Origin of the sequence: Marisediminicola sp. UYEF4 (assembly GCF_040546025.1) — a bacterium.
Lineage (GTDB): Bacteria > Actinomycetota > Actinomycetes > Actinomycetales > Microbacteriaceae > Marisediminicola.
Map to the genome: position 1 here is coordinate 60,159 of NZ_JBEPNA010000001.1, position 23,780 is coordinate 83,938.

Sequence of the window (23,780 nt, forward strand, 5' to 3'; positions counted from 1 at the left end):
GCATTCAGTCGTGCCCGTCGTCGTCGAAACCATCGCGGGCCTGCGCTCGCAGCTCCGTCAGGCCAAGGCCCACGCCGCCTCGGAGGGCCCCGCCCGGCCACGGGTCGCCCTCGTTCCGACCATGGGCGCGTTGCACGAGGGGCACATGGCACTGGTCGAACGCGCCCAGGAGCGCGCCGAGATCGTGGTCGTGTCGATCTTCGTCAATCCGCTCCAGTTCGGTGCGAGCGAAGACCTCGACCGCTACCCGCGCACGGTCGAGTCCGACGTCGAGCGGCTGCGTGCCCACGGCGTGCAGCTCGTGTTCGCCCCGACCCTCAGTGAGGTGTACCCGGCCGGCGACCTGCCGACCAAGGTCACGGCGGGCGACATCGGCGACCTCTACGAGGGACGCTCCCGCCGCGGACACTTCGACGGCGTGCTCACCGTCGTGGCCAAGCTGCTCCACATCGTGAACCCCGACACCGTCGTGTTCGGCAAGAAGGATGCCCAGCAGGTGTTCCTGGTCAAGCGCATGATCGCCGACCTCAACTTCGACGTGCAGGTGGCCACCGTGCCCACGGTGCGCGAGGACGACGGTCTCGCACTGTCGAGCCGCAACCGCTTCCTCGACGCTCGCGAGCGCATCGCTGCCCGAGCGCTGCCCCGCGCGCTGGAGGCCGCGGAGTCCTCGGCGGATCGGGGTCCGGATGCTGTGCTCGCGGCCGCCCAGTCCGTGCTCACCGGCGACACTGCCGTGCAGCTCGATTACCTGCAGGTCGTCAACCCGGCGACCTTCCTGCCCGTTGACGACAACCACCACGGCCCGGCGCTCGTCCTCGTCGCCGCGCGCGTCGGCGACACCCGGCTCATCGACAACGCGACGATCCACCTCGGCTGAGCCGCAGCATCCGCCGCTCCGCTCACGCGGGTGCTGTTCACTCGAGCGCATGCGATAACACTCACGCGACTGAACAATGACAGCGCGAGGCGCGGCGCCACACCCGCAACCCGGCTGCCCACACACCCCGAATCGGCCGCGCCGCCGCCGCCCGACTACCATGGGACGGTTGACACCGCGCCCCTCGCGCCACCGCGCCGCCGTGCCGACCCACAACCGTGCAGGAGCCCCCATGACCGACACCATGCCCCAGCCGAGCGAAGCCGAAGCCGCAGCCCAGGCCCTCGCCGAGCTGCAGGAGATCTCCGAGCAGACCGCCGTGCGGCTGGCCAAGCGGGAGCGGCTCATCACGTCCGGCGGCGAGGCCTACCCGGTCGGGGTGCCGATCACGACGACGATCCCGGCGGTGCGCGCGAAGTTCCCCGACCTCGAGGCGGATGCTGCGACGGGCGACATCGTCGGCCTGGCCGGCCGCGTCGTACACTCCCGCAACACCGGCAAGCTCTGCTTCGCGTCGCTGCAGTCCGGCGACGGATCGCGCATCCAGGCGATGGTGAGCCTCGCTGAGGTCGGCCAGGAGAAGCTCGACGGCTGGAAGGACCTCGTCGACCTCGGCGACCACGTCTTTGTCGCGGGCGAGGTCATCTCCAGCCGCCGCGGCGAGCTGTCGATCATGGTCACCGACTGGATGATCGCCGCTAAGGCGATCCGTCCACTGCCCAACCTGCACACCGACCTCAGCGAGGAGACGCGGGTGCGCAGCCGCTACCTCGACCTCATCGCCCGTGAGGGAGCCCGCAAGATGGTGCGCTCGCGCGCCGCCGCGGTCGCGTCGCTGCGCACGACCTTCGCCCGGCACGACTACGTCGAGGTCGAGACGCCCATGCTGCAGACCATGCACGGGGGAGCATCCGCCCGCCCCTTCGCGACCCACAGCAACGCCTTCGACACCGAACTGTTCCTGCGGATCGCGCCCGAGCTGTTCCTCAAGCGCGCCGTCGTCGGTGGCATCGACCGGGTGTTCGAGATCAACCGCAACTTTCGCAACGAGGGCGCCGACTCGACCCACTCGCCCGAGTTCGCGATGCTCGAGGCGTACCAGTCCTACGCCGACTACCACCAGATGGCCACCCTCACGCAGGAGATGGTGCAGAACGCCGCCCTCGACGTCGCCGGATCGCACGTTGTGACCTGGGCCGACGGCACCGAGTACGACCTCGGCGGCGAGTGGGACCGCATCGGCATGTACGACTCGCTCAGCGCCGCCGCGGGCGAGCAGATCACCCCGCAGACCCCGTTCGACGAGCTGCTCGCGCACGCTGCCCGCCTCGAGATCGAGGTGCCGCACCCGACCCACGGCAAGCTCGTCGAGGAGCTGTGGGAGCACTACGTGAAGCCCGGCCTCGTGCGCCCGACCTTCGTGCTCGACTTCCCCGTCGACACGTCGCCTCTCGTGCGCGACCACCGCACCACCGCCGGCGTGGTCGAGAAGTGGGACCTCTACATCCGCGGGTTCGAGCTCGCGACCGGCTACTCGGAGCTCGTCGACCCCGTCATCCAGCGCGAGCGCTTCGTCGAACAGGCACAGCTCGCCGCCGGAGGAGACGTCGAGGCAATGCGCCTCGACGAGGAGTTCCTGCGCGCGCTCGAGCACGGGATGCCGCCGACCGGGGGCATGGGCATGGGCATCGACCGGCTGATGATGGCGCTCACGGGCCTCGGCATCCGCGAGACGATCCTGTTCCCGCTGGTCAAGTAGCGCATTCCCCTCCGCCGGCATCAAGTAGGGTTTCGGCCATGAGCTATCTGCCGCCAGAGAAGAAGGATCCGAAGAAGATCAGCCAGAACCGGATCATCTTGTGGATCGTCGTGGGCGGCATCGGGCTGTATCTCGTGATCTCCGGTGTGCTCGGCGGCCTGGCTGGCGGTTGACGGACGGATGCGGCGGTGCCCGGATGCTGTGCCGGTGCCGGTTCCCAGCAGGCCCGCGTATCCTGAGACGGTGTTAGAGAACTTCTGGGCCAATGCCGCCTTCTCGGTGACGCCCACCATCCTTGTCGGCCTGATCTTCTGGCTCGTGATGCGCACGATCATGCGCGCCGACCGCACGGAGCGCAAGGTCTACGCCGAGATGGAATCGGCCGAGCGTGCCCGCCGCGGACTCCCGGCCGACATCGCCGCACCGAAGACCGACGCGTAGCGCGTCGCTGTCGAACTGGCGGGCAGAGCCGGGCGCGAGGGGCGCAGCCGACCCGGTAGCCCGCCGCCTGAGCGCAGGCCATTAACCGTCACGCCTAGGGCGAACAGGGGCAGTAATGGGGGGTTGGCGTAGTTACTCTCTTATGTATCGGCACGGAAACCTGCACCGTGCTTAGGGAGCAATCATGTTTGAAAGATTTACCGACCGAGCTCGTCGCGTTGTCGTTTTGGCCCAGGAAGAGGCCAAGATGCTCAACCACAACTACATCGGCACCGAGCACATCCTGCTCGGCCTCATTCACGAGGGCGAAGGCGTCGCCGCGAAGGCGCTCGAGTCGCTCGGCATCGCGCTGGATGCCGTTCGCGAGCAGGTCCAGGACATCATCGGCCAGGGCCAGCAGCAGCCGACCGGACACATCCCCTTCACCCCGCGCGCCAAGAAGGTGCTCGAGCTGAGCCTGCGCGAGGCTCTGCAGCTCGGCCACAACTACATCGGCACTGAGCACATCCTGCTCGGCCTCATCCGCGAGGGCGAGGGTGTCGCAGCCCAGGTTCTCGTGAAGCTGGGCGCCGACCTGAACAAGGTTCGGCAGCAGGTGATTCAGTTGCTTTCCGGATACCAAGGGAAGGAGCAGGTCGCCGTGGGCGGCAACGATTCGCAGGCACAGCAGGCCGGCAGCCAGGTTCTCGACCAGTTCGGCCGCAACCTCACCCAGGCCGCGCGCGACGGCAAGCTCGACCCCGTCATCGGGCGCGAGAAGGAGATGGAGCGGGTCATGCAGATCCTCTCCCGCCGCTCGAAGAACAACCCCGTGCTGATCGGTGAGCCCGGCGTCGGCAAGACCGCCGTCGTCGAGGGCCTCGCCCAGGCCATCGTGCGCGGAGACGTTCCCGAGACCCTCAAGGACAAGCAGCTCTACACGCTCGACCTCGGGTCGCTCATCGCCGGAAGCCGCTACCGCGGCGACTTCGAGGAGCGCCTCAAGAAGGTCACCAAGGAGATCCGCACCCGCGGCGACATCATCACCTTCATCGACGAGATCCACACCCTCGTCGGCGCGGGTGCTGCAGAGGGCGCGATCGACGCGGCCAGCATCCTGAAGCCGCTCCTCGCTCGCGGCGAGCTGCAGACGATCGGCGCGACGACCCTCGACGAGTACCGCAAGCACTTCGAGAAGGATGCCGCGCTCGAGCGTCGCTTCCAGCCCGTGCAGGTGCACGAGCCGTCCCTGCCGCACACGATCAACATCCTCAAGGGACTGCGCGACAAGTACGAGTCGTTCCACAAGGTGTCGATCACCGACGGCGCGATCGTCGCGGCGGCGAACCTCGCCGACCGCTACGTCGCCGACCGCTTCCTGCCCGACAAGGCCATCGACCTGATCGACGAGGCCGGCGCGCGCCTCCGCCTGTCGATCCTGTCGGCCCCGCCGGAGCTGCGTGAGTTCGACGACCGCATCGCGGCCGTGCGCGGCCAGAAGGAAGGCGCAATCGAGGACCAGGACTTCGAGAAGGCCGCGAGCCTGCGCGACGAGGAGAAGAAGCTCCTCGGCGAGCGGCTGCGCCTGGAGAAGAAGTGGAAGAGCGGAGAGTCCGGCGCGACCGGCACCGTGGACGAAGGCATCATCGCCGAGGTCCTCGCCGCCGCCACCGGCATCCCCGTCTTCAAGCTCACCGAAGAGGAGACGAGTCGTCTCGTCTTCATGGAGAAGGCCCTGCACCAGCGCGTCATCGGTCAGGAGGAGGCCATCTCGGCGCTCTCCAAGACGATTCGCCGCACCCGTGCCGGACTGAAGGACCCGCGTCGCCCCAGCGGTTCGTTCATCTTCGCCGGCCCGACGGGCGTCGGTAAGACCGAGCTCGCCAAGGCGCTCGCCGAGTTCCTCTTCGACGACGAGAACGCCCTGATCTCCCTCGACATGAGCGAGTACGGCGAGAAGCACACCGTCTCGCGGCTGTTCGGTGCCCCTCCCGGGTTCGTCGGCTTCGAGGAGGGCGGCCAGCTCACCGAGAAGGTGCGGCGCAAGCCGTTCTCCGTCGTGCTGTTCGACGAGATCGAGAAGGCGCACCCCGACATCTTCAACTCGCTCCTCCAGATTCTGGAGGAGGGACGCCTGACGGATGGCCAGGGTCGCGTGATCGACTTCAAGAACACCGTGATCATCATGACCACGAACCTCGGCACGAAGGACATCTCGGGCACGCCGATCGGCTTCACCTCGTCGACCGACACCGCCACCGGTTACGACCGCATGCGCGGCAAGGTTGTCGAGGAGCTGAAGAAGCACTTCAAGCCGGAGTTCCTGAACCGCGTCGATGAGACGATCGTCTTCCCGCAGCTCACCCCCGAGGAGCTGCTGCAGATCGTCGACCTGTTCATCAAACGACTGAGCGACCGCCTGCTCGACCGCGACATGACGGCCGACCTGACCGTCGCCGCCAAGGAGCAGCTCATCAAGGTCGGATTCGACCCGTCGCTCGGAGCCCGGCCGCTGCGCCGCGCGATCCAGCACGAGGTCGAGGACCGACTGAGCGAGCGCATCCTGCAGGGCGAGCTCAACGCCGGCGACCACGTGCACGTGGACTTCGTCGACGGCCAGTTCGTCTTCACGACCGGCCGCCAGCCGGGCCGCGCCTCGCTCGAGGAAGAGATCGCCGCCCTCGAGGCGTAGTGGTCCGACGCGTGTGAAGAAGGGCCGGGAGCGTGACGCTCCCGGCCCTTCCGTGTGCGAGGCCGTACCAGTACGCGACCACACCGCGGCGGGTCCGGTCGGGCTGCCGCGGTCATCAGTCGAACAGGTCGTCCAGGTCGCCGAGATCGTCGAGGAGTCCGCCGATGACAAGCCCGCCGAGGATGCCGCCGAGCAGGTTCTGTCCCCCGCGCCCGTAATTGCCGTGCCGCGGATCGGCCCCGTCGTTGCGTCTGGCTCTCTCCACGTCCGCGCGTGCACAGGCCGCGGCGTCGGCCGCAAGGCTCGCTGCCCGGCGCGCGCGAGCGATCGCGGGCTCCGGCTGGAGCTCATCGGTCATGGCCGCGAGTTCTCGCTCCGCCTCGGCCAGCCGGGTGCGGGCGTCCGGGCCGATCGGTGCCCGGTAGTCGGAGATCAGCTCCCGGGCGGCGGCGATCTGCCGCTCGGCGTCGTTGATCGCGGTCATCAGTTGCGTCCTCAGACGCTCCGACCGTTCGGCGCGATCGGCGCGATCGGCGACGGCGTCGTCGAGTGCGGAGTTCGCCCCGCGCAGGGTGGAGAGGGACCCGACCGGGTCGAGGCGGGATCCTGGGATGGGCACGGCGACAAGCTCGCGGTCGAGGGCCGCGATCGCCGAATCGATCTGCCCCCGCCGCTCGGGCTCCGGAATAGACCGTGCCTCGGCGAGCTCGGCACGGGACTCTGCCGCCATGGCTGCGAGCGTGGACTCCGCTTGAAGTGCCTCCACCTCGAAGGCGCCGACCGCGGCGAGGAGGGCCTCCGCCCGCCGCACGGTTTCGGTGCCCGCGTGCACGACGGTGTCAGCCTCGGAGATGCGGGAGGCAGCGAGCCGGGACTCGGCGACCGCCGCGGTGCGTTCGGCGAATTCGAGCAGTTGCTCCGCTTGATCGGGATTCTCCGCAATCGGCTTGAGCGCGCCATCCGTGTACCGCACGGCCAGCCGCACGACCGTGATCCTGGCGTCCGGGAGTAGCTCGCGAACACGCCGGATGTCGGCACGCACCTTCTCGATATCGGATGGTGCCCGGCGCACCGCCGCGCGCCGGGCCGTGACCGCGGACTGCTGGTCTGCGATCACGGTCTCGGCCGACTGGCACAACGAGATGATCCGCTCGGTCCACTCGCGCCGCTGCGCGTTCGTATCGGGGACATGGTCGCTGAGCTGCTGATTGAGCTGAAACGCCTCACCGAGTCGCTGTCGTGCGCGCTGGATCGCGACCGCGAACTCGGCGGTCGCCGCTTCGCCGAAATCGGCAATGGCAAAGCCAAGCTCATCGTCGGCGAGTCGGGCCCGTTCATCCGCTCTCACTAGGGCGGAACCCGCCGTCCGGGTCAGCTCCGCGAGCTCGTCGGTGGCACTCTGCTCCTGCGCGAGCAACTGGCGAGCGGCGCGAGCATTGGACCTGACGACCAGGACCGCAACAAGGAGCGTGACGCCAACGACTCCGACGCCAATGATCAACAACGCCAGTTCCATTCCTCGATCCTAGATCGCTCCACTCCCGTTCGGTCCCACGGGCCGGGGGAGGGCATCCGGCCGGCGCCCTGGCGAAAGGGGCCGCCGGGTAGGCTCGTGACGTGGTCGACAATGGGTTTTCGGTGCGGTGGGCGCGCACGAGCGACGTGCCGCACATCCAGACCCTCGTGGAGCCGCTCGTCAATCGACGCATCCTTCTCGGCAAGGACTCGGTCGTGTTCTACGGCACGATCCAGGGGTTCCGCATCGCGGAGAACGCCTCCGGCACTCCGATCGGATGCGGCGCGCTGCACGTCATGTGGCAGGATCTCGCCGAGGTTCGCACCCTCGCGGTGCAGCCCGAGTGGCTGCACCGCGGCGTCGGTCACGCGCTGCTCGATCAGCTCGAGGCGGATGCCCGCGAACTCGGCCTCAGCCGGCTGTTCTGCCTCACTTTCGAGGTCGACTTCTTCGCGGGGCACGGGTTCGTGCCGATGGGCGAGGAACAGATGGCTCCAGAGGTCTACGCGGAACTGCTGCGCAGCCCCGACGAGGGCGTTGCCGAATTCCTCGATCTCGCGCGAGTTAAGCCGAACACGCTCGGCAATACCCGCATGATCAAAGTCTTGTAGTTAGCCTGTTCGCATGTCGACGTTTCGCAATCCCGTCGGCCCGCAGCCCAGGAGTGTCTACTGGCGTCGGCGCCTGGTAGTCTTCCTCGGCCTGGTCGCCGTTATCGTGCTCGTGGTCTTCCTGATCGTGCGGCCGGGCTCCGGTGAGGCCTCGTCGGGCATCCCGACCCCCTCGCCCTCCCCGACGCAGGATGCCGAGGGCGCCGCGGAACCCGAGGCCGAGCCGAGCGCCCCGCCCGAGGAGGAGCCCGTCGAGGGTGCCGACTGCGACCCGGCGAACATCGTGGTCGAGGCGATCACCGACAAGGCCAGCTATGCCGCGGGGGAGCAGCCGCAGCTGTCGTTCTCGATCACCAACACGAGCGTTGTCTCCTGCACCTACAACGTCGGCACGACCCAGCAACTGTTCACCGTGACGAGCGGCGCCGACCAGTACTGGTCGTCGAAGGACTGTGAGAGCGGCGCGGTGGATGCCCCCATCCTGCTCGAGCCGAACCTCGCGCAGTCGTCCGCGCCGATCCCCTGGGACCGCACCCGATCCTCCGCCGACACCTGCGACAGTGCACGTCCCGCAGCACCGGGCGGTGGCGCGACCTTCAGCCTCAACGTGACCGTCGGCGCGGCGTCGCCGGCCGTGCCGACATCGTTCCTGCTGTACTGATCCGCGGTCGGGCCGGAGTCGATCCACGGTCGATTCACCCAGACGGCCGGTCCGAATGCGGGCGCTGATTCGCAGTAGGCCCACCCCGACTGCTGTACTGGACGCTATGCCGAACGCGTCACGCCATCCCCATCCCCGCCGGCCGCAGCCGAAGCTGCCCGCCGCGAAGCAACTCGCTGAGGCGCTTGCCGCCGCCGACACCGCCGCCGTCGCCTTCGCGCTGCGCAATGACGCCGTGATCGTGCCGCTGCTGCCGATCGACGGTCCCGCGCAGGTGCGCGTCTTCCGGGCATCCGTCGAGGACCCGTTCACCCTGCTCCTGTTCTCGTCCGCCGAGAATTACGTGCGGATGCTGCCGGAGGAGACCGATCTGCGGGTGCTGAGGTACGGGCGGGCACAGCTCATCGAGTTCATGGAGAAGCACCTCGACACCCTCGGCACGGTCTGGTTCGATGTGGCCGGACCGCACCCGATGCAGGCCGACCCCGTGGAGCTGCTGGCGGCGCTGACGCTGTAGGCGACCGGTCGGCGCGCGGCCCCGGGCCGCGCGCGGTCGCTGTTCACTCGCGTGCATGCGATCGAGGCCGCGCGAGTGAACAGCGCTAGCGCGACGCAGCATCCGGCGTCACCCGAGCGATAGTCGCTTAATCTCCGCGAGACGGGCAGGATGTCGTAATGGACGCCGAGCAACGCTCATTCATCGAGCTCTTCCGAACCTTCCTCGAAGAGGTTGTCTTCACGTCGGTGCGCGACAGCGCCCTGACCCCTCTCGGCGAGCTCGTCCAGGACTACCTGGGCGTCGACATCGCGACTCTGCCCGCCGTCACCGAGACGATCGGCGGGCATCGCCTCATCGACGCCGACATCGCGCTGGCGCATCTCGCGGCACGCGGGGAGTCCCGCCTGGTCGGCGTCACCAATGGGCAGATGCGCTGGCAGGAGGACCTGCCCGGCCTGCTGGTCAGCCGGGCGACGTTCGCTCCGGGCCCGGTGGACTACGCGTCGGTCGCGTCCGGCCCCGACAGCGAGCGGCAGATGGTGACCTTCGGACTGCGGATGCTGGAGTTCGACGGACACCGGATCGCCCTGCTGCAGCGCTCCGCCCGCCCCGACTTCGGCCAGGTGCACGCCCGAATCGAAGTGCTCGCGGCGAGCCCCGACGTCGCCAGCGCCGTGATCCACGAGATCCGGGAACTGATGATCCGGCTGAGCGTGCTGCGCGGCCAGGTGCTCTCCCTGACTGGCAACGAGTATGGGCAGGGGGCGGCCGGGGCCACATTCCTGGCGCGGCCCTCCGTCGCGGCCGACGAGATCGTGCTCGCCGACGGGGTGCTCGAGCACGTCAAGCGGCACGTGGTGGGGATCGGCGAGCAGCGGGCCCGGCTGACCGCGGCCGGGCAGCACCTCAAGCGCGGCGTGCTGCTCTACGGGCCTCCCGGAACCGGCAAGACCCTCACCGTGCGGCACCTGCTCGCGAGCACCCCGGGAACGACGGCGGTCTTGCTGACCGGCGCGAGCATCCAGTTCATCACCGAGGCGGCGGAGCTCGCGCGCGCAATGCAGCCCGCCATCGTCGTGCTCGAAGACGTCGACCTCGTCGCCGGCGACCGCTCGATGCACGGCGGGCCGCAGCCGCTGCTGTTCGCGGTACTCGACGCGCTCGACGGCCTCGACGGTGACGCCGACGTGACCTTCCTGCTCACCACCAACCGGGTCGAGCTGCTCGAGCGCGCGCTCGCCGAGCGCCCGGGCCGGGTCGACCTCGCCGTCGAGATCGGACTGCCGGATGCCGCCGCGCGCCGGCGGCTGTTCGCGCTCTACGCGCGCGACCTGCCGCTGTCGGTGGCGGCGATCGATGCCGCAGCCGACCGGGCCGACGGGGTGACCGGGTCATTCGCGAAGGAGCTGATGCGGCGTGCGGTGCTGTCTGCGGCGGAGAATGCGCGCGAGGTGACGGATGCCGACCTGCAGGCATCCCTCGAGGACCTGCTCTCGGCGCGTGAGGCGCTCACGCGGAATATGCTGGGCGGGTCGGGAGGCGAGTCCCATGTGTACTACGAAGCCGGTATTTGATCCTGCCGCAGGCCTATCGCGGTGACACCCGCGACTACACCGTCGCGCAACGCGGCGACCGTGCTGGCGCCGAGCCGGCGGGCGGTCGCCCGCTCCCAGTCCGTGACGATCGTGGTCACGCGCGAGAGCAATGACTGGCCACGGTCGGTGAGGCGGACCGTGATCCGGCGCCGGTCGGCAGCGTCCGGCAGGCGGTAGGCGTGCGCCGCGTCTTCGAGTCCATCGACAATGCGGCTCAGGCTCGCGTTGGGCATTCCGGTTTCGGCCGCGATCTCGCCCATGGTGGGGTATTCGAGACGCGCGATGGCCTCGAGAACCCGCCATTGGTCAACGGTGGTGTGTTCTTCGGAGAGTGTGACGCTGAGACCCGCCGACAGCGCCAGCTCGAGTTCGCGGAGCAGCCCGACGATCTCGGCGAGCGACGGCGCGATGGCCGGTTCGTCACCGTCGTCACTCGTGGCTCGCATCGCTGCCTCCCGTGGCGTGTTCCTGACCACAGTGGGTGAATACTGGGGCAGGTGATGTCCTCCGTCAGCCTACTGCTCCCCGCAGATGTGCTGCTGCGTGGACCCGTGGGCCGAACGCGCACGATCGGACTCCTCGTTCCGCTCTCGGGGCTCATGGGCGTCGCCGGCCCCGCCATCCTCAATTGCGCGATCCTGGCGGCGGAGGAGGCGAACGACCTCGCGCCTATCCCGCTCGAGCTGGTCCTCATCGATGCAGGCCGGAACGCTGCCGAGGTCGCGCGTGAGGTGAGCCAGCTGGTGGATGCCCGCCTGGTCGACGGGCTCGTCGGCACACACACCTCCAACGTGCGCGCGGCGGTCGAGGCGGTGCTGGGGGACCGGGTGCCGTACATCTTTACTCCGTCTCACGAGGTGACCCGCCGCGCGTCGGGCGCGATCTTCCTCGGAAACGATCCGGACGAGCAGATCCGTCAGCCTCTTGCGTGGATCACGCGACACCGCAAGGTCGGGCGGTGGGCCCTCATTGGCAACGACTATGTCTGGCCGCGGCGGGTTCACGAATCAGCGTCCCGGATACTCCGTGGTCTACATCAGCGAGTGGTGATGGACCGCCTCGTCCCCGTCGGGCGAGTCGACGTGCCCGAGCTCGTCGATTCGGCTCGAGCTCTCGGGGCGGACGCAATGCTCGTCTCGCTCGTCGGGCGCGATCTCATCGAATTCCAGCGCGGTATCGTCGAGCTCGACGCCGCCGGTCTTTTCGTGCGGCTGTGCACGGCGCTCGACGAGAATTGCCTCGTCTCCGCCGGTGGTGACACCTCGGGCGGGCTCTTCGCCGCCATGCCTTCGTTCATCCTGCAAGCGGATGAGAGACACCTGCGCCTTCTTGAGTCCTACGTCTCCCGGTTCGGGGAGACGGCCCCGCTGCCCGGTTCCTTCGCCGAAGGATGTTACGACGGAGTAAATATTCTGGCGGCTCTCCTGATGAGTGGCCTGCTGCCCTCGACCGCCCCGGCCAGTGCTGTCGGCCAATTGTTTGCTGGGAGCGGGACGAGGAATCGGATGAGCGTGGGCCCTCGCGAGCTCGGCACGCGACGTTCGGTAATGCTCGCTCAGGCGCTCGATACTGAGCTGCACGTTGTAGGAGACCAATCGGCGCGCTAGTCTGGCAGAAATTTCCACATGGAAATACTTTCTGGACCAGGACGGACATCGCGTGACCTCAACGACCGCAGGAGTACCCGAGACCCGGGCCTCCGGAATCGAGCAGTTCGGCTATACCCAAGAACTCAAGCGAACGCTGAAATTCAGTGACCTCGTGGTGTACGGGCTCATCTTCATGGTGCCCATCGCGCCGTTCGCCATCTTCGGCGGTGTGTTCCAGGCCTCGGGAGGAATGGCGCCGCTCGTCTATGCGATCGCCCTCGTCGCGATGCTGTTGTCGGCGAACTCCTACGCACAAATGGCGCAGGCCTTCCCGATCTCGGGATCGGTGTACACGTACGCCGGGCGAGGCATCGCCGGCCCGGTCGGGTTTGTTGCCGGCTGGATGATCCTTCTCGACTACATCCTTATCCCCGCCCTGCTGTACTTAGCGGCGGCTCTCGCGATGAACGGCATCATCCCCGGTATCCCGCTCTGGGCATGGCTGATTGTCTTCGTCGGCCTCAACACGGTGATCAACTACCTCGGCATCCAGCTCACGGCCCTCGTCAACAAGTACATGCTGGCCCTGGAACTCGTCGTGCTCGCCATCTTCCTCGTCGTCGGCATCGTCGCCATCGCGCAGGGCCGTGGCCAGGGATTCAGCTTTGACGCGTTCTTCAACCCGGACACGTTCTCCATGCCGCTGCTGTTCGGAGCCGCCTCGATCGCCGTCCTGTCCTTCCTCGGCTTCGACGCGATCTCGACCCTCGCGGAAGAGAACACCGGGAGCAGCAAGTCCCTCGGCCGCTCGATGTTCGCCGCGCTGATCCTCGTCGGTGTGCTCTTCATCGTGCAGACCTGGGTGGCGTCCATGCTCGTGGACGACCCCGCCGCGCTCATCGCCAACGGCGACCCGACCGGCGTCGCGTTCTACCAGGCCGCCGGAAACGCGGGCGGGCAGTTCATGTTCATCCTCACCGCCGCATCGACCGCGATCGCCTGGGGATTCGCGAACGCGCTCGTCGCCCAGGCAGCGACCTCCCGACTCCTCTTCGCCATGGCCCGCGACCGCCAGCTACCGAAGTTCCTGAGCAAGGTCGACAAGAAGCACGGGGTTCCGATCAACGCGACGTTCCTCGTTGCCGGCGTCTCCCTCGTGCTGGGGATCTACCTCACGATCCTCCCCGACGGGCTTATCGCGATCTCGGCGCTCGTCAACTTCGGCGCCCTCACCGCGTTCCTCGCGCTCAACTTCACCGTGGTGTGGTGGTACGTCGTCAAGCAGAAGTCGCGGCGCTGGTTCGTGCACCTGGTATTCCCCGTGCTCGGGTTCCTCATCCTGGCTGTGGTGCTCTACAACGCCCGGGCCGAGGCGCAGCTGCTCGGCGTCATCTGGCTCGTCGTCGGAATCATCCTCGCCGCGGTGCTTTCGCGGCGAGGACGCCTCCGGGATCCGCTCGCCGAGGTTCCCGCCGACCGCCCGGTGGTGCGCTAGTTCCATGACGGTTCACCGCCTCGCCCCGCTCCCCGACCAGTACTCGTACGTGTTCGGAGGGCGGGAGCCCCTGCTCTCGGTCGCGCCGGGTGACCTCGTCGAGGTGTCGACGGAGGACTGCTTCGGCGGCCGCGTCACCTCGCCCAACGATCGTCCGAGCGAGGTGGTGCCGTTCGCCGAGCTGAACCCGGTATCCGGCCCGATCGAGGTGCGCGGGGCGGAGCCGGGCGACATGCTCGCCGTGCACTTCGTTTCGATCGTGCCCGCGCGGCCGCAGGCGATCTCGTGTACCTTCCCGTTCTTTGGGGCGCTCACAAGCACCCACGAGACGGCGATGCTCGGCGCTCCGCTTGAGGAACGCGTGTGGTTCTACGACATCGACCTCAAGGCGTGGACTGCCACGTTCTCGGCGCGGAACTCCGACTACCGTATCGACCTCCCGCTCGATCCGATGCACGGCACCGTCGGCGTCGCGCCGGCGAGCGGCGAGGTGCGCCTGGTCGTGACCCCGTCGACGCACGGCGGCAACATGGACACTCCCGAAGTCCGGGCGGGGACGACGCTCTACCTGCCGGTGAACGTGGCGGGGGCGATGCTGTCCCTCGGCGACGGGCATGCCAGACAGGGCGAGGGTGAGGTCTGCGGCACCGGACTCGAGTCGGCCATGAATTCGGTCATCGCGATCGACCTGATCAAGGGTGGCGCTCCCGCCTGGCCGCGGCTCGAGAGCGACGAGTTCCTGATGACGACCGGTTCGGTGCGTCCGCTTGAGGACGCCTTCCGGATAAGCCAGAAGGAACTCGTCGACTGGACGAGCGACCTCACTGGAATGGATGCTCTCGACTCCTACCAACTCGTGAGCCAGCTCGGTCTGGCGCCGGCCGCGAACGTGTGCGACCCGAATTACACCATGGTCGCGAAGCTCCCGAAGTGGAGCGTGGGGACGGCGCAGGCGTACGGCGGCGTGCATGCGCGGCTGCGGGCATCCGCCCACGACTACCTGCAGTCACGATAGGGCTGCGCGACCCGCTGGGTACGCAACCGAGGAGACTCCGCAGACACGCCGGTGTCGCGAACGGCGCGACCCGGCGTGTCGCCATTTCTCCTCCGTTGCGGCCCGCACCGGCTCCGTGCGGCCCGCAGCGGCTCTGCGCGGCCCGCTGGGTCAGCCCCCTCGGGCCGGTCGGCGATCCGTGGGTCCTAGAAGTCGGGGATCGCCACCCGCTCGACCGCGGCGCTCGCCGTGGCGAAGGCCAGGCGCACGGCCTCGCCGAGGTGCCCGGCCGAGGCATCCACGACGGTCGAGAAGCCCAGCCGCGCGGCCTCGGCGGCCCGCTGCTTCGACGACGACGCCTCGCGCACCTCCCCGGCGAGGCTGATCTCTCCGACGGCGGCGAGGCTGCCGGCGAAGGGCCTGTCCTTGTAGGCGCTCGCGATCGCGAGGGCGATGGCGAGGTCGGCCCCCGGCTCCGTCACGCGGATGCCGCCGACCGTCGACACGTAGACGTCATAGCCGCTCAGCGCGAGGCCCGCCCGGCGCTCGAGCACGGCGAGCAGCATCGCCACCCGGGAGGCGTCGACGCCGTTCACGACCCGGCGCGGCTGCGGCGCGGACGACTTGACGATGAGCGCCTGCACCTCGACCGGGAGGGCACGGCGCCCCTCGACGGCGATCGTCACGCAGGTGCCCGACACGGCGACCTTGCCGCGCGACAGGAACAGGCCGCTCGGGTCGGCGACCTCGGCGATGCCGTCGCCGGTCATCTCGAAGCATCCGACCTCGTCCGTGGATCCGAACCGGTTCTTGTGCGAGCGCACGAAACGCAGCGACGTCTGCCGGTCGCCCTCGAACTGCAGCACCACGTCGACGAGGTGCTCGAGCAGGCGGGGACCTGCGATCGTGCCGTCTTTGGTGACGTGGCCGACGAGGAGGATCGGCAGGTTGCGATCCTTGGAGACGCGGATGAGCGTGGCGGCGACTTCCCGCACCTGGGACGGACCGCCCGCGAGAGTGTCCGACAGCGACGATGACACCGTCTGCACCGAGTCGACGATGAGCAGCTGCGGCTTCACCTGGTCGATGTGTCCGAGGATGGTGGCAAGGTCGGTCTCCGCCGCGAGGAACAGCGACGGCTGCAGCGCGTTCGTACGCTGGGCGCGCAGGCGCACCTGGTTCACCGACTCCTCGGCGGTCACGTAGAGCACCTTCGCGCCGCCGGCCGCCGCACGGGAGGCGACCTCGAGCAGCAGCGTGGACTTGCCGACACCGGGCTCGCCGCTCAGCAGGATGGTCGCGCCGGGCACGATGCCGCCGCCGAGCACTCGGTCGAACTCGTTGATCCCGCTGGGCCAGTGCGCCACGGAGTCCGACTCGATGTCGATGATCGAGCGGGCGATGCGCGCCTCGCTGACCCGGACCGGCTTGACCGCGCGCAGGCCGCCCGTGCTCTGGGCGGCCTCGACGACCGTGCCCCAGGCCTGGCATTCGCCGCAGCGCCCGGCCCACTTGAGGGTCGCCCAACCGCACTCGGTGCAGGTGAAGTTCGATTGGGTTTTGACCATCCCCCCAGCCTAGGGAACCCCGCAGACATCCGGTCGCGGCACTCCACAGCGGCGAGGGTTCCGGCGGTGCTCTGACAGCGCGGCGCGTGGATGGGTGCGCGCTGGGCCCGCGCGGCCGTGTCGAATGCCGGAGAGCGTCCAGCTCAGAGCGGCGCCGTGTCGGATGCGAGCGTGTCGAGCCGGGTCAGAAACGCCGGCTCGAACGCGGCGGCCCACACGGTGTAGCCGCGGTCGTTCGGGTGGAACATGTCCAGGGCGAAGTCGCCGCGCACCTCGGCTCGGGTGCGATTCTCGGTGGCGGCGTGCAGCTCGACGAGCGTGCGGACGGCGGCATCCGCTTCGCGACGGACGATGGCGGTCGCCTCTCGCGAGCGGACCTCGCCGCGTCCGCTGTAGAAGCAGGGCACGTCGGCGAGCAGCGCATGCGCCGGGAGCGTGCGGGCGATCTCCCGGATCTCGACTTCGAAGCGGTCCGCGTCGAACCGGCGGATGTCGTTGCCGCCGATCGCACAGGTGACGATGTCGGCTCCGAGCGCGGCGAGCCGCGGAAGCTGCCCCTCGATCACGTCGCGGGTCTTCGCGCCGCTGACGCTGAGATTGATCACCCGGACGGGCCGCGCCGAATGCCGCTCGCCGAGGCTCGCGAGCAGTCCAACGTAACCGTTGCGGGGCGCGGTCGCGCCGATGCCCTGCGCCGCCGAGTCGCCGAGGGCGACGTAGCGGATCTCGTTCGGGCGGCTGGCGGCGGCGCGGGTGCGCCACGACTCGGCGTATCGCCGCTTCGACCACGTGGGCAGTCCGCGCATCATTGTCCGACTGTATCCGGGGGAGGTCGCGCCGCGGCCCGCGCCGCTCAGTCGGGCGGCGCCGGCGTGCCGCGGTCGAGCTTCCGCACCGTCCGCAGCACGGGCGGCTCGAACGCCGATGCCCACACCGCGTACCCGCGGTCGTTCGGATGGAAGAAGTCCGCAGCCACATCGCGCAAGGCGGTGCGGGCGGCGGTGCGCGACCGGGTCGTCCGATGCAGCGGCGCGACCTCGAGCGATAGCTCGGCGGCGACCCGGTGCACGATCTCGTTCGCGACGCGCACCCGGCGCTCGGACTCGCCGAGGTAGAACGAGGGCAGGTCCGCGACGATCGCGCCGGGCGGAAGTGCGGAGTACAGCGCGCGCAGCTCCCGCTCGAACTGCTCCGGGTCGAAGGTCGCGATGTCGTTCGCGCCGATCGAGACCGTGACGATGTCGGGGTGCAGCTTCGCCAGCCGCGGCAGCAGGTGCTCGAGCGCCTCCCGCAGCCGCGCGCCGGACTGGCTGAGGTTCACCACGCGCACCGTGCGCCCGGTCTCCCGGCGGATGCTGCGCGCGAGCAGCCCCACATAGGAGCGGCCCGGCTGGCTCGCGCCGATTCCCTGCGCCGCGGAGTCGCCGATCGCGACGTAGAGCAGCTCGCCCTTCGCCTTCTGCTGCTCCCGCCAGTGCGCCGAGTGCACCGGGATCATGTCGGCCAGGCGCACCATCCCCGCGGTGCGGCGGCGGATCACGAGGTAGCGCGCGCCCGCGGCGGCCCCCGTGAGCAGCGCGAGCGAGCCGACCGCGGCGGCGGCGATCGAGCGGGCGGAGGGCATGCGAGAACTGTAGCCGCGGCGGATGGGCGGCGGCACTGCCACGGGTGTCGGTCCCGACTTCCGCGTGAGGCCCGGGCCCGCGAGTGCCACCCGTGTTCCGTCGCCGCAGCAGCGGTTATCGTGACCGCATGAGAATGACGGAGTTCGCACACAGTTCCGGCCGGCTGATCGGCGTGGTCGAGTTCGGGGATCCGGATGCCGCCCGCACGGTCGTCCTGTCGCACCCGGCCCCCGGGTCCGCGCTGTTCGACCCGGACCCCGAGGTGACCGAGGCTCACGGCATCCGCCTCATCGCCCTCGACCGCCCCGGGTACGGCACCTCGGGCCTGCACGAGGACGGATCGGCCGGCACCGTCGCCGATGCCGCCGACGACATCGCGGAGTACCTCGCGGCGCACCGGATCGTCCGGGCGGGCGCGGTCGGCTGGTCGGCCGGCGGTCGGGTGGCGCTCGCGCTCGCCGCCCGGCATCCGCAGGTCGTCGACCGCATCGCGGTCGTCGCGACCCCCGCGCCGGATGTCGAGGTGCCCTGGGTCGGCGAGGAGAACCGGGCGATGAACGCCCGGCTCGCCGAACTGCCGCCGGCCGAGGCCACCGCCGCGCTCCGGGCTCAGTTCGCGGGGTTCGTGGGGGAGTACCCGCGAGGCGCCGACATCGTGGGCATGCTCGCGGCCGACGAGGCGGATGCCGCGCTGCTCGAGCAGATCCGCGACCGCATCGTCGCCATGCTCGACAGGGCTGTGCTGCACTCGGTGCGCGGCATGGCGGCGGACATCGTCAGCTATTCGGCGCGCGACCTCGGCTTCGACGAGGGCGACGTGCGCGCCCGCACGCTGCTCGTTTACGGTCTGGCCGACTCGGTTGCCGGCGAGGAGCATGGGCGCTGGCACCTGGCCAAGGTGCCGCACTCCGAGCTCGAACTGATTCCCGGCGCCGGGCACCTCGTCATCGCGCGGCAGTGGGACCGGATCCTCCGGCACGTCGCGCCCGGCTACGGGAGCGTCGCCGAGGCGCGCGCGAGTCTGTACTAAGATTGACGACGGAACCGTGTCCGAGCGGCCGAAGGTGCAACTCTCGAAAAGTTGTGTGGGTGAGAGCCCACCGTGGGTTCAAATCCCACCGGTTCCGCCAGATTCGCAGCAAAAAGCCCTCGAGTAGTCGAGGGCTTTTTCGTTGCCGCCGATCGCTGGAACTGGGTGAGACCCGACAGTCGGCCCCGAACCATCCCGAGTACCGTGGACCCATGTCGGGAAAGCCAGCGCGGACGGGTACGTCCGGCGGCGACGACACCCGGCGCACCGGGCTTCCGCTCTCGACTACCCACCGCCTCGTCGCGCGGCGTCCGACCGCCTCGCGCTGCTCGCCGACGAGAACCGCGACACCCGTCTGGCTGGGCGCACGCTCGGTCAGCAGGCCTCGCCGAGATCCCTCGGGTTCATCGCGGCTGTCGGCATCGACCACGTGCTCCGGCAGCACCGCGTGATCCGGCAGCACCACGGAGGCGCGCCGACCGAGCGTGTGGCACCGCCGACCGACGACGAAGGGACCCCGGCAGCATGACCAAGCCCACCATTCGAGGCACGATCCACGAGGTCGCGGGGGGTGTCGTCCAGCCGCAGACGATCGTGCTCGGGCCCTCCCTCGGCATGACCGCCTCGCTGTGGGACGGCGCCGTGCCCGCCCTCGCTGAGCACTACCGGGTAGTGCGCTTCGACTTTCCCGGCCACGGCCTGAGCCCAGTGGCAACCGGGCAGTTCAGCATCGCGGACATCGCCGACGCGGTCATCACGCTCGTGGACTCCGTCGGCGGGGGCCCCTTCTACTACGCCGGCATCTCCCTCGGCGGCGCCGTGGGCCTCGAGCTCGCGCTCCGCCACCCGGACCGGATGCGGGGACTCGCCGTCATCTGCTCCGGCGCGAAGATCGGCGCCGCCGAGGGCTGGATCGAGCGGGCCGCCGAGATCCGCGCGAGCGGCACCGGGTCGGTTGTTGCCGGAAGTGCAGACAGGTGGTTTGCCCCCGGATTCTTCGAACGCGACCCCGCCGCGGGGTCAGCCGCGCTACGCAGCCTGATCGACGTGGACGACGAGTCGTATGCCCTGTGCTGCGAGGCGCTCGCGGCGTTCGACGTCACCGACGCCGTGTCCGGCATCCGCGTCAAGACCCTGTGCGTGTCCGGCGAATTCGACCTGCCGACCCCGACGGAGCAACTGCAGGAGCTCGCCGACGCCATCCCCGGCGCCCGGCACGTGACCATCTCGGGAGTGGCGCACCTGCCCGCACTCGAACGGCCGGACACCGTCGCGGCGCTGCTGCTGCGCGCAATCGAGGTGGCGAATGAGTGACATGCTCCGGCCCGACGCTGGCGACGGAAGGGTCGGCGGCATGAGCGGCCCTCGTACCCTGCGGGAGGTCGTGATCTGCGAGCCGCTGCGCACCCCGATCGGGCGTTTCGGCGGCATGTTCAGCTCCGTCGCGCCCGCAGATCTCGCGGCGACGGTCATCCGCGCCCTCATCGAGCGGACCGGCATCGACGGCGCCGTCGTCGACGATGTGATCCTCGGCCAGGGGTACCCGACCGCCGAGGCCGCGTCGGTCGCACGCGTCGCCGCGCTCAACGCCGGACTGCCCGTCACGGTCGGCGGCATGCAGCTCGACCGACGCTGCGGCTCCGGCCTGCAGGCAGTACTCGACGCCGCGATGCAGATCCAGACCGGCGTCAGCGACCTCGCGATCGCGGGCGGGGTCGACTCGATGAGCCAGGCACCGTTCTACACGGTCGACTCGCGGTTTGGCGTTACCGGCACCGCCGGCATCCAGCTCCGTGACGCCCTCAGCCGCGGGCGCGAGACCGCCGGCGGACGCAACTACCCGGTGCCCGGCGGCATGCTCGAGACAGCCGAGAACCTGCGCCGCGAGTACTCGATCGGCCGCGAGGAGCAGGATGCGCTTGCGCTGCGCTCCCACCAGTGTGCGGTGCGCGCCGTGGCCGAGGGCCGCTTCGACGACGAGATCGTGCCCGTCACCGTGCCCGGCCGCACGGGTGCCGTCGTGATCGACGCCGACGAGACGCCCCGAGCCGACTCGAGCCTCGAGGTACTCGCGGGGCTGCGTCCGATCCTGGTCAAGTCGGATGCCGAGGCGACGGTCACGGCCGGAAACGCGAGCGGCCAGAACGACGCCGCCGCCGCCTGCATCGTGACGACCCCGGAGCGTGCGGCCGAGCTCGGCCTCACCCCGATCGTGCGGCTCGTCGGCTGGGCACGCTCCGGTGTCGAGCCGTCGCGGATGGGCATCGGACCGGTACCGGCGACCGCGAGAGTGCTCGAACGGGCCGGCCTGGTGCTCGGCGACATGGACCTCATCGAGCTCAACGAGGCCTTCGCCGTGCAGGTGCTCGCCGTCAGCCGCGAGTGGGGCTTCACCGAGGCTGACTGGGAGCGCACCAACGTCAACGGATCCGGCATCTCGCTCGGGCATCCGGTCGGGGCCACGGGAGCGCGCATGCTCGCGACGGGATCACGCCAGCTGCAGAGGGACGGCGGCCGCTACCTGCTCGAGACGATGTGCATCGGCGGCGGGCAGGGACTCGCGGCGATCTTCGAGCGGGCGTAGCGGCGGCAAGCGTCCGCGAACCGAGCTTCCTCGAATCCACGATATGATGAATTTATGAACTCATCAATAGTTGGGACCGTGGCGCAGTGAAGAGCATGAAGACAGTTCTCTACGTGGTCGGCATCTGCTTTCTCGTCGTCGACGCCGCCTACCTGATCTGGAGTCTCGCCGACGACAACTTCGAGCTCGTCGGACTGCTGACCATCGGGCTCTCGGGTGTCATGTGCGTCATGCTGGCGTTCTACTTCGGCCAGGTGCTCCGCGGCGACGGCGCCAATCTCGCCGAGGACCGCCTCGACGCCGAGATCGACGACGGCGATGCCGAGGCTGGCTTCTTCAGCCCCTGGAGCTGGTGGCCGGTGCTGCTCGGCGGCGCGATCTCAGCCGTCGTGCTCGGCCTGGCGATCAGTCCGTGGATCGCCATGTTCTCCCTCCCGCTGCTGCTCATCACGATCATCGGATGGCAGTTCGAGTACTTTCGCGGCAACTTCGCCCACTGAGGGCCGACCCGATAGGAAAGACATGCAACTGCAACTCTCGATCGATCGGATGATCGACCAGGCCCACGAGGTCGACCCCGGCGGCACCTACAGCATCCTGATCGGCATCGCGCCCGCGACCGAGCTCGAGTGGGTGCGGGGCAAGAAGGTCTACCGGTGGTGCCAGGTCGTGCAGACGCGCCTCGTACCCAACTACGCGGTCGTGCTCGCCCCCTCGCCGGACAACCTGCGCACCAGCGACCTGATCGAGTTCCACGGCCACATCCTCGACGGAGACGTCACCCGACACACGATCCGGCGCGGGGGAGGGGCGGACCTGCCCGATGTTGTGGGATTGAGGGGCTGACCGGCTGAGGGGCTGAAGGGCAGAGGGGCTGAGAGGCTGAAGGGGCGATCGGCTGAGGGGCCGAGCGGATGCCGGGGGCTGGCGGGGTCTGCGCCCGCGGGTAAAATCGTGGCTGATCAGAAGCAGTCTGAACGACCCTCGAGGAGTCGCCGGTGAGCGCGCGCGAGCAGCATCCGACCCCCGACAATGTCGAGCCCGAGCCCGAGCCCGAGCCCGAGCCGGCGCCCGCGGCATCCGCCGACCTCCCGCTCGTGCAGCCGGCGACCGTTGCGGAGTGGCGGGACTGGCTCGCCGCGAACCACGCCGATGCGCGCGGCGCGTGGGTCGCGATCGGCAAGAAGGGCAACGCGGTGACGGCCCTCGACTACGACAGTGCGGTGAGGGAGGCCCTCTGCTTCGGCTGGATCGACGGTCTGGCCCGATCGCTCGACGAGGACCGCTTCCTGCAGCGGATGACACCGCGCAAACGCGGCAGCGACTGGGCGCCCAGTAACAAGGCGCGGGTCGCCGAGCTGGAGCGCGAGGGCCGACTCGCCCCCGCCGGGATCGCGGTGATCGAGCGCGCCAAGGCCGACGGGTCGTGGACCGCGCTCGACGACGGCGAGGCGATGATCGTGCCCGGCGACCTCGCTGCCGCGCTCGCCGCGGACCCGCTGGCGGAGAGGAACTTCACCGCGCTGCCGGACGCCATCCGCAAGTTGGCGCTCTACCGCATCTCGAAGGCCAAGCGCGAGGGAACCCGGTCGGCTCGGATCGCGGAGGCTGTCTCGACCGCGGCCGCGTACCGCTCCCCCGTCTGAACGCATGCCGCCTAACGGCTGCGCGGCATCCGGTCCACCCCTACTCGGCTGGATTGCGTGCGCCTAGGGTCGGTCTCACGCACTGATCGCGATAAGGACACTGACATGCTCTTCGACAAAGAACAGATCATCGACTTCCTCAAGAGCCTCGGCAAGAACGACGAGGCGGCGAGGGCCGATTCGGAGCTCCCCGACAAAGTCGACACCGACAAGGATCGGGGCCTGCTCGAGAAGTTCGGGGTCGACCCCAAGGAGGTGCTGGGCCGGCTCGGCCGCTCGTTCGGACTCTAGCGGCCGAAGAGGCGCGCGAAGAAGCCGGGGGTGGGGGCGTCGTTCTGGTGTCCGCGGCAGCGCTGGGCGCTGGAGACTCCGCGCATGACCTGATCGACGTGCTGGCCACAGCCTGCCCAGGTCGTCTTTCCGCACTTCTTACAGGTAACCGCTCGGCACATTCAGTACTCCTTCGCTGGGTGGATGACTTTCACTATACCCATGGGGGTATCTGTTCGCGCAAATCGTTACCACCCGGGGCGACAGATCGGTCTACTGTTGAACTGTCCAGGTGCCGGCGGGGGCCGTCGCCTGGATCGGCAGCGGGGGCTGCCGTGGCGAACGG

At 69.2% G+C, this 23,780-nt stretch carries 25 protein-coding genes and 1 tRNA gene; 20 read left to right on the plus strand and 6 right to left on the minus strand.

The features are described 5' to 3' along the window. The first annotated feature begins 10 nt into the window (after positions 1-10). The 5 genes from panC (at position 11) to ABIB15_RS00305 (ending at position 5,751) form a co-directional block, all read left to right on the plus strand. Positions 11-880, plus strand: a complete 870-nt coding sequence (gene panC, locus ABIB15_RS00285; RefSeq protein ID WP_354474316.1) for a pantoate--beta-alanine ligase — start codon at positions 11-13, stop codon at positions 878-880. A 232-nt stretch (positions 881-1,112) separates the two neighbouring features. Next, complete coding sequence (lysS, locus tag ABIB15_RS00290; RefSeq protein ID WP_502908891.1) at positions 1,113-2,639, plus strand: lysine--tRNA ligase; 1,527 nt, start codon at positions 1,113-1,115, stop codon at positions 2,637-2,639. A gap of 38 nt (positions 2,640-2,677) precedes the next feature. Further along, positions 2,678-2,812 (plus strand): hypothetical protein, encoded by a 135-nt coding sequence (locus ABIB15_RS00295; RefSeq protein ID WP_354474318.1) that lies wholly within the window; start codon positions 2,678-2,680, stop codon positions 2,810-2,812. A gap of 70 nt (positions 2,813-2,882) precedes the next feature. After that, positions 2,883-3,080 (plus strand): hypothetical protein, encoded by a 198-nt coding sequence (locus tag ABIB15_RS00300; protein ID WP_354474320.1) that lies wholly within the window; start codon positions 2,883-2,885, stop codon positions 3,078-3,080. Positions 3,081-3,264: 184 nt separating this feature from the next. After that, positions 3,265-5,751 carry an ATP-dependent Clp protease ATP-binding subunit gene (locus ABIB15_RS00305; RefSeq protein WP_354474321.1) on the plus strand — a complete coding sequence of 829 codons (2,487 nt, stop codon included), beginning with the start codon at positions 3,265-3,267 and terminating at the stop codon, positions 5,749-5,751. A gap of 115 nt (positions 5,752-5,866) precedes the next feature. Here the strand turns inward: ABIB15_RS00305 and ABIB15_RS00310 are convergent, their stop codons facing one another. Further along, entirely contained in the window at positions 5,867-7,267 is a 1,401-nt protein-coding gene (locus tag ABIB15_RS00310) for a coiled-coil domain-containing protein (RefSeq protein WP_354474322.1), read from the minus strand. Positions 7,268-7,368: 101 nt separating this feature from the next. Between ABIB15_RS00310 and ABIB15_RS00315 the strand changes: the two genes are divergently transcribed. From ABIB15_RS00315 to ABIB15_RS00330, 4 genes are all read left to right on the plus strand, one after another. Continuing rightward, positions 7,369-7,878, plus strand: a complete 510-nt coding sequence (locus ABIB15_RS00315) for an amino-acid N-acetyltransferase (protein ID WP_354474324.1) — start codon at positions 7,369-7,371, stop codon at positions 7,876-7,878. Positions 7,879-7,891: 13 nt separating this feature from the next. Then, complete coding sequence (locus ABIB15_RS00320) at positions 7,892-8,539, plus strand: hypothetical protein (RefSeq protein ID WP_354474326.1); 648 nt, start codon at positions 7,892-7,894, stop codon at positions 8,537-8,539. 106 nt (positions 8,540-8,645) lie between these two features. Further along, positions 8,646-9,056 carry a dehydrogenase gene (locus tag ABIB15_RS00325; RefSeq protein WP_354474327.1) on the plus strand — a complete coding sequence of 137 codons (411 nt, stop codon included), beginning with the start codon at positions 8,646-8,648 and terminating at the stop codon, positions 9,054-9,056. 158 nt (positions 9,057-9,214) lie between these two features. Further along, on the plus strand, positions 9,215-10,612 hold the full coding sequence (locus ABIB15_RS00330) for an AAA family ATPase (RefSeq protein ID WP_354474329.1): 1,398 nt from the start codon (positions 9,215-9,217) through the stop codon (positions 10,610-10,612). On the opposite strand, the gene ABIB15_RS00335 is transcribed toward ABIB15_RS00330, so the two are convergent. After that, on the minus strand, positions 10,594-11,079 hold the full coding sequence (locus tag ABIB15_RS00335; RefSeq protein WP_354474331.1) for a MarR family winged helix-turn-helix transcriptional regulator: 486 nt from the start codon (positions 11,077-11,079) through the stop codon (positions 10,594-10,596). The two genes, ABIB15_RS00330 and ABIB15_RS00335, sit on opposite strands and share 19 nt — an antisense overlap. Positions 11,080-11,133: 54 nt before the next feature. Here ABIB15_RS00335 and ABIB15_RS00340 point away from each other — a divergent pair, with 54 nt between their 5' ends. Genes ABIB15_RS00340 through ABIB15_RS00350 form a run of 3 tightly spaced genes read left to right on the plus strand, consistent with a single transcriptional unit; the run spans position 11,134 to position 14,732 of the window. Further along, on the plus strand, positions 11,134-12,240 hold the full coding sequence (locus ABIB15_RS00340; protein ID WP_354475104.1) for an ABC transporter substrate-binding protein: 1,107 nt from the start codon (positions 11,134-11,136) through the stop codon (positions 12,238-12,240). Positions 12,241-12,292: 52 nt separating this feature from the next. Further along, a complete protein-coding gene (locus ABIB15_RS00345; protein ID WP_354474333.1) occupies positions 12,293-13,717 on the plus strand; it encodes an APC family permease in 1,425 nt (474 codons plus the stop codon). 4 nt (positions 13,718-13,721) lie between these two features. Next, a complete protein-coding gene (locus ABIB15_RS00350; protein ID WP_354474334.1) occupies positions 13,722-14,732 on the plus strand; it encodes an acetamidase/formamidase family protein in 1,011 nt (336 codons plus the stop codon). Positions 14,733-14,917: 185 nt separating this feature from the next. Here the strand turns inward: ABIB15_RS00350 and radA are convergent, their stop codons facing one another. The 3 genes from radA to ABIB15_RS00365 all read right to left on the minus strand — a co-directional run bounded on the left by radA (position 14,918) and on the right by ABIB15_RS00365 (position 17,903). Beyond that, entirely contained in the window at positions 14,918-16,279 is a 1,362-nt protein-coding gene (radA, locus tag ABIB15_RS00355) for a DNA repair protein RadA (protein ID WP_354474335.1), read from the minus strand. Between the two features lie 143 nt (positions 16,280-16,422). Further along, entirely contained in the window at positions 16,423-17,088 is a 666-nt protein-coding gene (locus tag ABIB15_RS00360) for an SGNH/GDSL hydrolase family protein (RefSeq protein WP_354474336.1), read from the minus strand. A gap of 44 nt (positions 17,089-17,132) precedes the next feature. Beyond that, the gene (locus tag ABIB15_RS00365) at positions 17,133-17,903 is read right to left on the minus strand and encodes an SGNH/GDSL hydrolase family protein (protein WP_354474338.1); all 771 of its coding nucleotides are present in this window, start codon (positions 17,901-17,903) and stop codon (positions 17,133-17,135) included. A gap of 128 nt (positions 17,904-18,031) precedes the next feature. Here ABIB15_RS00365 and ABIB15_RS00370 point away from each other — a divergent pair, with 128 nt between their 5' ends. The 8 genes from ABIB15_RS00370 (at position 18,032) to ABIB15_RS00405 (ending at position 23,455) form a co-directional block, all read left to right on the plus strand. After that, positions 18,032-18,934, plus strand: coding sequence for an alpha/beta fold hydrolase (locus ABIB15_RS00370; RefSeq protein ID WP_354474340.1), 903 nt, complete (start codon positions 18,032-18,034; stop codon positions 18,932-18,934). A gap of 10 nt (positions 18,935-18,944) precedes the next feature. After that, positions 18,945-19,034: transfer RNA gene (locus tag ABIB15_RS00375), tRNA-Ser, on the plus strand. Between the two features lie 425 nt (positions 19,035-19,459). Next, complete coding sequence (locus ABIB15_RS00380; protein ID WP_354474342.1) at positions 19,460-20,248, plus strand: alpha/beta fold hydrolase; 789 nt, start codon at positions 19,460-19,462, stop codon at positions 20,246-20,248. 40 nt (positions 20,249-20,288) lie between these two features. Then, on the plus strand, positions 20,289-21,518 hold the full coding sequence (locus tag ABIB15_RS00385; protein ID WP_354474344.1) for an acetyl-CoA C-acetyltransferase: 1,230 nt from the start codon (positions 20,289-20,291) through the stop codon (positions 21,516-21,518). 95 nt (positions 21,519-21,613) lie between these two features. After that, positions 21,614-22,018, plus strand: coding sequence for an aa3-type cytochrome oxidase subunit IV (gene ctaF, locus ABIB15_RS00390; protein WP_354474346.1), 405 nt, complete (start codon positions 21,614-21,616; stop codon positions 22,016-22,018). Between the two features lie 22 nt (positions 22,019-22,040). After that, positions 22,041-22,364: a hypothetical protein gene (locus tag ABIB15_RS00395; RefSeq protein WP_354474348.1), complete on the plus strand. Its 324-nt coding sequence runs from the start codon at positions 22,041-22,043 to the stop codon at positions 22,362-22,364. A 152-nt stretch (positions 22,365-22,516) separates the two neighbouring features. Continuing rightward, complete coding sequence (locus ABIB15_RS00400; RefSeq protein WP_354474350.1) at positions 22,517-23,164, plus strand: YdeI/OmpD-associated family protein; 648 nt, start codon at positions 22,517-22,519, stop codon at positions 23,162-23,164. 105 nt (positions 23,165-23,269) lie between these two features. After that, positions 23,270-23,455 (plus strand): hypothetical protein, encoded by a 186-nt coding sequence (locus tag ABIB15_RS00405; RefSeq protein ID WP_354474352.1) that lies wholly within the window; start codon positions 23,270-23,272, stop codon positions 23,453-23,455. Here ABIB15_RS00405 and ABIB15_RS15275 read toward each other — a convergent pair. Continuing rightward, the gene (locus ABIB15_RS15275; RefSeq protein WP_502908892.1) at positions 23,452-23,616 is read right to left on the minus strand and encodes a DUF8730 family Cys-rich protein; all 165 of its coding nucleotides are present in this window, start codon (positions 23,614-23,616) and stop codon (positions 23,452-23,454) included. The genes ABIB15_RS00405 and ABIB15_RS15275 overlap by 4 nt on opposite strands. Positions 23,617-23,780 lie beyond the last annotated feature (164 nt).

What these genes read in the sequence shown, in the direction of transcription:
- ABIB15_RS00305 (WP_354474321.1), top strand. Translation starts at nt 3,265, where the DNA reads ATGTTTGAAAGATTTACCGACCGAGCTCGTCGCGTTGTCGTTTTGGCC.
- ABIB15_RS00405 (WP_354474352.1), top strand. Translation starts at nt 23,270, where the DNA reads ATGCTCTTCGACAAAGAACAGATCATCGACTTCCTCAAGAGCCTCGGC.
- ABIB15_RS00365 (WP_354474338.1), bottom strand. Translation starts at nt 17,903, where the DNA reads ATGCCCTCCGCCCGCTCGATCGCCGCCGCCGCGGTCGGCTCGCTCGCG.
- ABIB15_RS00385 (WP_354474344.1), top strand. Translation starts at nt 20,289, where the DNA reads ATGAGCGGCCCTCGTACCCTGCGGGAGGTCGTGATCTGCGAGCCGCTG.
- ABIB15_RS00325 (WP_354474327.1), top strand. Translation starts at nt 8,646, where the DNA reads ATGCCGAACGCGTCACGCCATCCCCATCCCCGCCGGCCGCAGCCGAAG.
- ctaF (WP_354474346.1), top strand. Translation starts at nt 21,614, where the DNA reads ATGAAGACAGTTCTCTACGTGGTCGGCATCTGCTTTCTCGTCGTCGAC.
- lysS (WP_502908891.1), top strand. Translation starts at nt 1,113, where the DNA reads ATGACCGACACCATGCCCCAGCCGAGCGAAGCCGAAGCCGCAGCCCAG.
- ABIB15_RS00370 (WP_354474340.1), top strand. Translation starts at nt 18,032, where the DNA reads ATGAGAATGACGGAGTTCGCACACAGTTCCGGCCGGCTGATCGGCGTG.
- ABIB15_RS00340 (WP_354475104.1), top strand. Translation starts at nt 11,134, where the DNA reads ATGTCCTCCGTCAGCCTACTGCTCCCCGCAGATGTGCTGCTGCGTGGA.
- ABIB15_RS00360 (WP_354474336.1), bottom strand. Translation starts at nt 17,088, where the DNA reads ATGATGCGCGGACTGCCCACGTGGTCGAAGCGGCGATACGCCGAGTCG.
- ABIB15_RS00320 (WP_354474326.1), top strand. Translation starts at nt 7,892, where the DNA reads ATGTCGACGTTTCGCAATCCCGTCGGCCCGCAGCCCAGGAGTGTCTAC.
- ABIB15_RS00330 (WP_354474329.1), top strand. Translation starts at nt 9,215, where the DNA reads ATGGACGCCGAGCAACGCTCATTCATCGAGCTCTTCCGAACCTTCCTC.
- ABIB15_RS00335 (WP_354474331.1), bottom strand. Translation starts at nt 11,079, where the DNA reads ATGCGAGCCACGAGTGACGACGGTGACGAACCGGCCATCGCGCCGTCG.
- ABIB15_RS00295 (WP_354474318.1), top strand. Translation starts at nt 2,678, where the DNA reads ATGAGCTATCTGCCGCCAGAGAAGAAGGATCCGAAGAAGATCAGCCAG.
- radA (WP_354474335.1), bottom strand. Translation starts at nt 16,279, where the DNA reads ATGGTCAAAACCCAATCGAACTTCACCTGCACCGAGTGCGGTTGGGCG.
- ABIB15_RS15275 (WP_502908892.1), bottom strand. Translation starts at nt 23,616, where the DNA reads ATGTGCCGAGCGGTTACCTGTAAGAAGTGCGGAAAGACGACCTGGGCA.
- ABIB15_RS00310 (WP_354474322.1), bottom strand. Translation starts at nt 7,267, where the DNA reads ATGGAACTGGCGTTGTTGATCATTGGCGTCGGAGTCGTTGGCGTCACG.
- ABIB15_RS00350 (WP_354474334.1), top strand. Translation starts at nt 13,722, where the DNA reads ATGACGGTTCACCGCCTCGCCCCGCTCCCCGACCAGTACTCGTACGTG.
- ABIB15_RS00395 (WP_354474348.1), top strand. Translation starts at nt 22,041, where the DNA reads ATGCAACTGCAACTCTCGATCGATCGGATGATCGACCAGGCCCACGAG.
- ABIB15_RS00380 (WP_354474342.1), top strand. Translation starts at nt 19,460, where the DNA reads ATGACCAAGCCCACCATTCGAGGCACGATCCACGAGGTCGCGGGGGGT.